Source organism: uncultured Microbacterium sp. (genome assembly GCF_913776565.1).
GTDB lineage: Bacteria > Actinomycetota > Actinomycetes > Actinomycetales > Microbacteriaceae > Microbacterium.
On sequence record NZ_CAJYPF010000011.1, the window covers coordinates 1 to 5,541 of the forward strand.

6 protein-coding genes and 1 pseudogene are annotated in these 5,541 nt (G+C 71.3%); 2 read left to right on the forward strand and 5 right to left on the reverse strand.

The features are described from left to right. Nucleotides 1-77: 77 nt before the first annotated feature. Nucleotides 78-449 carry a twin-arginine translocase TatA/TatE family subunit gene (locus tag QZ433_RS00785; RefSeq protein WP_295779554.1) on the reverse strand — a complete coding sequence of 124 codons (372 nt, stop codon included), beginning with the start codon at nucleotides 447-449 and terminating at the stop codon, nucleotides 78-80. Nucleotides 450-521: 72 nt separating this feature from the next. On the opposite strand from QZ433_RS00785, the gene QZ433_RS00790 reads away from it, so the two are divergent. Then, on the forward strand, nucleotides 522-1,160 hold the full coding sequence (locus QZ433_RS00790; RefSeq protein WP_295779555.1) for a class I SAM-dependent methyltransferase: 639 nt from the start codon (nucleotides 522-524) through the stop codon (nucleotides 1,158-1,160). Between the two features lie 191 nt (nucleotides 1,161-1,351). On the opposite strand, the gene QZ433_RS00795 is transcribed toward QZ433_RS00790, so the two are convergent. From QZ433_RS00795 to dapE, 3 genes are all read right to left on the reverse strand, one after another. Continuing rightward, nucleotides 1,352-1,525, reverse strand: a complete 174-nt coding sequence (locus QZ433_RS00795) for a DUF3117 domain-containing protein (protein WP_076490128.1) — start codon at nucleotides 1,523-1,525, stop codon at nucleotides 1,352-1,354. 94 nt (nucleotides 1,526-1,619) lie between these two features. Then, a complete protein-coding gene (locus QZ433_RS00800; protein ID WP_295779556.1) occupies nucleotides 1,620-2,843 on the reverse strand; it encodes a hypothetical protein in 1,224 nt (407 codons plus the stop codon). Next, entirely contained in the window at nucleotides 2,840-3,916 is a 1,077-nt protein-coding gene (gene dapE, locus QZ433_RS00805) for a succinyl-diaminopimelate desuccinylase (protein ID WP_295779557.1), read from the reverse strand. The genes QZ433_RS00800 and dapE overlap by 4 nt, the downstream gene beginning before the upstream one ends. A 43-nt stretch (nucleotides 3,917-3,959) precedes the next feature. On the opposite strand from dapE, the gene dapD reads away from it, so the two are divergent. Then, nucleotides 3,960-4,880 carry a 2,3,4,5-tetrahydropyridine-2,6-dicarboxylate N-succinyltransferase gene (gene dapD / locus QZ433_RS00810; RefSeq protein ID WP_295779558.1) on the forward strand — a complete coding sequence of 307 codons (921 nt, stop codon included), beginning with the start codon at nucleotides 3,960-3,962 and terminating at the stop codon, nucleotides 4,878-4,880. Between the two features lie 215 nt (nucleotides 4,881-5,095). Here the strand turns inward: dapD and QZ433_RS00815 are convergent. Beyond that, nucleotides 5,096-5,541: pseudogene (locus QZ433_RS00815) on the reverse strand (N(G),N(G)-dimethylarginine dimethylaminohydrolase); the annotation flags it as partial.

A 5,541-nucleotide genomic window follows, 5' to 3' on the forward strand; every position in this document is an offset into this window, starting at 1 on the left:
CCGGGGGTCGGGCTCCGGGATCACACACCAGGTGACCGAGCCCGTCGATGCCCCGAACCCGCCGGGATCGGGTCGGGTCAGGTCGCCTCGTCGTCGAACGGCGGGCGCTCCCCCGCGACGAACGGCGTCGTCGCCGGCTTCTCGCGCGCGGCGAGAGCCGCGGCACCGGCGGCGCGCATGGTCGCCGTGGGCGTGTCGTCGAGAAGAGCCTCGCGGATGATGCGGCGCGGGTCGTATTGACGGGGGTCGAGCTTCTTCCAGTCGACGTCGTCGAACTCGGGCCCCATCTCGTCGCGCATGCGCGTGCGCGCGCCCTGCAGCGTCTCTTTCGCGCGCCTGGTGAACTTCGCCAGGGCCTCCGCGTAGCGCGGAAGGCGCTCGGGGCCGATGAGCACGGCGGCGATCACGCCGATCAGCATCAGCTTCTCGATCGTGAGGCCGAAGAACATGGGTCCAGATTACCGGCCGCGCCTGGGGGGCTTGCACCGCGGGGCCGTCTAGCCTGAGGGGTGGAGGTCCACGTGAGCGGTCATGAGGCGAACGAGCGGTTCGTGCAGGAGACGACGGTCGAGCCCGAGCACATCGCTCGCGCTCGGGCGCACGCGCTCGAGCTCGGCGCGGCCCCCATCAGCCCCGCCGTCGGCGCCCAGGCCGCGGTGCTCTCGGCCGCGTCGCGCGCGCTCAACATCGTCGAGGTCGGCACCGGCGGGGGCGTCTCGGGGCTGTGGTTGCTGCACGGTTCGCCCCGCGCGACGATCACCACGATCGACAGCGAGCCCGAGCACCTCGGCGCGGCACGTCAGGCCTTCGCCGATGCCCGCATCCCCGCCGCACGGGCGCGCTTCATCACCGGTCGCGCCGCCGACGTGCTGCCCCGCATGAACGAGGCCTCCTACGACATCGTCTTCATCGACGCCGACCCCGAGGGCGTGATCGAGTACGTGGAGCACGGTCTGCGTCTCGTGCGCGCGGGCGGCACGGTGCTCATCCCGCGGGTGCTCTCCGGCGGCGCCGTCGCCGACCCCGTGCGCCGCGACCCCGTCACCACCGCGTACCGGTCGCTCATCCAAGAGGTGCAGGCTTCCCCGGCCGTCATCGGCGCCCTCTCCACGACGGGCGAGGGGCTGCTGCAGCTGACCACACGTCCCCCACAGGGCTGAGTCGACCCGAGCGCGCAGCCGCCACGGAAGCCCGCCACACGGAGGGCGACCCGCGGCGGTCGTCCACACCTTTTCGGTTGGACGCGCCGCCCGCCGGGGGCACGGCATCCATCGATTCTTTCCGTGGCGCGTCCCGCCGAGAACGACGAAAGCCGATCCCGAAGGACCGGCTTTCGTGAGCTCGAAGATCGTCAGGCGGCGCCGACGACCCCTCCGAGCACGTCGTAGAGTTCTTTCGCCTCAGCGTCGTTGACGGAGACGACGAGTCGCCCGCCACCCTCGAGCGGAACCCGCACGATGATCAACCGGCCCTCCTTCACGGCCTCCATCGGTCCGTCACCGGTACGCGGCTTCATGGCTGCCATCGCGGCCCCCTTTTCGTGATTGGTCTCCGACTAGTTTAGTCGGTCGCCGCGAAGACCCCGTGTCGAGGCGCCCGCGTCGCGGTCATCGAACGTCTCAGGGGATCTGCCAGTAGGCGTTGCCCAGGCCGTACATGTTGTAGATCCACCACCACTGACCCAGCAACGACAGGGCCAGGATGCCGCCGCGCCACGCACGCGAGCGCGGAACGGCCAGCGCTCCCCACAGCGGCGACACCGGCACGAGAAGGCGGAACACGCTCGACTGCGGGAAGAACACCAGCAGCAGGTAGATCAGATAGCTCGCCGACCAGAGGCGCACCTCGACGCCAAGCTTCTTCACCTGCGGCACGAACAGCAGCACGCACGCGATGCCGACGATCAGCGCGACGAGGAAGGCATACCCCGCCCAGACACCGAGACCCCACTGCGTGAACCAGAAGCCGGCGGCCTGCACCCACCCGTCACCGGGCAGGAACCCGCCCTCGCTGTTGCCCGTCCAGTTGCGGCGCCAGGCGAGCTCGGTCGCCAGGTAGGCCCCCTGATCGCCGGTGACCGCGGCCGCGATCACCTGCCACGAGAACCCGACGATCGTGGCCAGCGCCCCCAACGCGACGATGTGTACCACCTCGCGCGACGGCAGCGGTTCGTGCCGTCGCCGGAGGAATCGATGGATGCCGTACGCCCCCAGGAACAGCGCGAAGGCCAGGATGCCGGGACGGGTGAAGCCCATCGCCGGCACGAGGGCGTAGAGCCAGCCCCACCGTCGCCGCTGGACGCACCGCAGAGCCGAGAAGAGCAGGAACAGGAACAGCGACTCGGCGTACCCGACCTGGAACAGCGCCGCGAGCGGGCCGCACGCGAACAGGACGACCGCCCATATCGCCGCCGACGCGCCGATGCGCTCGCGCAGCAGAGCGTGCAGCACGACGCACGCGCCGTATCCCGACAGCAGCGAGACGGTCACCGCGCCGGCGCCCCACGACCCCATGAGCGCCCCGACCGCTCCCGACAGCCAGGCGTACAGGGGCATGAAGGCCCAGGCGTTCTCGGCGATGTGCCCACCCGCGGCGAGAGGCAGCTCGGTCGGATAGCCCGACACCGCGACCAACCAGTACCACTGGGCGTCCCACCCGATCGAGAGCTCGGCGAGAGACGGAGAGACGCCGTAGCGCGACGCCGGGGTCGACAGGGCCGCGGCGACGACGAAGAACCCGGTCGTGATCAGACGGGCCACGACGTAGATCAGCGCGATGCGCGCCGCCACCGGCAGGCGCGACCACGCCCGGACCGGGGCGGATGCCGCGACCCCGGTGGTCACGACCCGCTCAGCCAGGCGCGGAGACCGTTCTCGACCGCGACGATCTGCGCGACGGGGACGCGTTCCTCGTCGTGATGCGCGAGGTGCGGGTCGCCGGGACCGTAATTGACGGCCGGGATGCCGAGGGCCGAGAACCGCGCCACGTCCGTCCAGCCGTACTTGGGCTTGGGGGTGGCGCCGACGGCATCCACGAACTGTTTCGCGAGTTCGGCGTCGAGTCCGGGACGGGCGCCCTCGGCGATGTCGACGATCTCGACCTCGAACCCGGTGAAGACGTCGCGCACGACACGCTCGGCGCCCGCCGCATCACGGCTGGGGGCGAAGCGGCAATTGACCTCGACGGCGCACGCGTCGGGGATGACGTTGCCCGCCACGCCGCCCGTGATCGACACGGCGTTCAGACCCTCGCGGTAGACCAGTCCCTCGACCTCGATCTCGCGCGCGCGGTACTCAGCGAGGCGGGCGAGGATCGGGGCGGCCTTGTGGATGGCGTTCTCGCCGATCCAGGAGCGGGCGCTGTGCGCGCGGACGCCGGTGGTGCGCACCACGGCGCGCAGGGTGCCGTTGCAGCCCCCCTCGACCTCGCCGTTGCTCGGCTCGCCGAGGATCGCGAAGTCGCCCTCGAACAGGTCGGGGCGGTTGCGGGAGAGTCGTCCGAGGCCGTTCAGCGACGAGTCGACCTCTTCGTGGTCGTACCACATCCACGTGATGTCGACCGGGGGTGCGTCCAGCTCTGCGGCGAGCTTGAGCTGCACGGCGACACCCGCCTTCATGTCGACGGTGCCGCGTCCCCACAGGAACGCCTCGCCGTCGATCTCCCGGTCCTCGACGGGAAGGTTGCGGTTGATGGGCACCGTGTCGATGTGCCCGGCGATCACCACGCGGCGCGCGCGGCCCAGCGTGGTGCGGGCCACGATCGTGTCGCCGTCGCGGATCACCTCAAGGTGGGGGTACGCCGAGAGGGCGGCCTCGATGGCATCCGCGAGAGGAGTCTCTTCTCCCGACTCGCTGTGGATGTCGCAGACGGCCCGCGTGAGGGCGACGGAAGAGGACGTGAGGTCGAGCCCGGACATGCCCCGATCCTTTCACACGCGGCCGCGCCGGTAGCCTGGGCCTGTGAGTGACGAACGACTGATCAGCGCTGCCGGCCTCTCGACGCGGACCACCGGAGGGACGGTGCTCGACGCATGGTTCCCGGCCCCTCGGCTCGGCGGAACGGAGAACCTCGCCGCGCTCGAAGCCGAGCTGTCCGCGTCCGCGGGCGCCGACGAACGCCGCGGCGTCGTCGTCGAGACCGTGTCCCTGCAGATCGACGCGGATGCCGCCCCGACCTCGACCGTCGACGCCTACCTGCGCCTGCACGCGCTGTCGCACCTGCTCGTGCGTCCGAACGAGATCAACCTCGACGGCATCTTCGGCCACCTGCCCAACGTGGCCTGGACCACCGCCGGCCCGATGCACCCCGACGACGCGACGCGCCTGCTCCCGCGGCTTCGGGCCCACGGCATCCAGATCCAGGGACTCGACAAGTTCCCGCGCCTGACCGACTACGTCCTGCCCACCGGGGTCCGCATCGCCGACGCGTCACGGGTACGTCTGGGCGCCCACCTCTCCCCCGGCACCACCGTCATGCACGAGGGCTTCGTCAACTTCAACGCGGGCACCCTCGGCTCGTCGATGATCGAGGGGCGCGTGTCGCAGGGCGTCGTGATCGGCGACGGCACCGACATCGGCGGTGGCGCCTCGATCATGGGCACGCTGTCGGGCGGCGGCACCCACCGGGTCTCGATCGGCGCGCGGACCCTGCTGGGCGCGAACGCCGGCATCGGCATCTCGCTGGGCGACGACTGCGTCGTCGAGGCCGGGCTCTACGTCACCGCGGGGACGAAGGTGCGCGTCGGAGACGAGACCGTCAAGGCCGGCGACCTGTCGGGGCGTGACGGCATCCTGTTCCGCCGCAACTCCCTCACCGGCGCGGTCGAGGCCTCGGCGCGCGCCGGAGTTGGCGTGACGCTGAACGAGGCTCTGCACGCCTGAGGGCATCGCGTCGGCCTGCGCACCCGCGGGGTTGCGCGCCCGCGGGGTTGCGCCCCCGCGGGGTTGCGCGCCCGCGGTGTTGCGCGCCCGCGGTGTTGCGCGCCCGCGAGGTTGGCGCCGATAAACGCTGTTTGTGCCGAGAAACGCGCTGTCGCCGCGTTTCTCGGCACGGATGGCGTTTATCGGCGTGACGGCGCCGAGGCGGCCCGCCCTCGTCAGTCACGCACCCGCACCGACAGGCACGTCACGCACCCCTCGAGCTTCTCGAACTCGCTGATGTCGACCGTGACGACCTCGAGCCCCCGCGCGCGGTGCGCCGCGGCCGTCTCGGGGGCGTCCGACGACATGAGCACGGTGCTGTCGTCGAGCACCACCACGGCGGTGCCGTGCTCCTCGGGAACGCCCGCGAACCGCGGGAACAGGCCGGGTTCATCGACGAGCGGCGGAAACCCGATCACCGTGCCGTCCGGAAGCGCCGTCACCCCCGACTTCAGGTGCAGCACCTTGGTGACCGGAATCTCGCGCACGACCCACCCGCGCGGCTCGAGCAGCGTCCGCAGCTGCGCGATACCCTCCGCGTTCGTGCGCGACGATGCGCCGACGTAGACGGTCTCGCCGACCTTGAGCACGTCGCCGCCGTCGAGCGTTGCGGGGTCGGTGA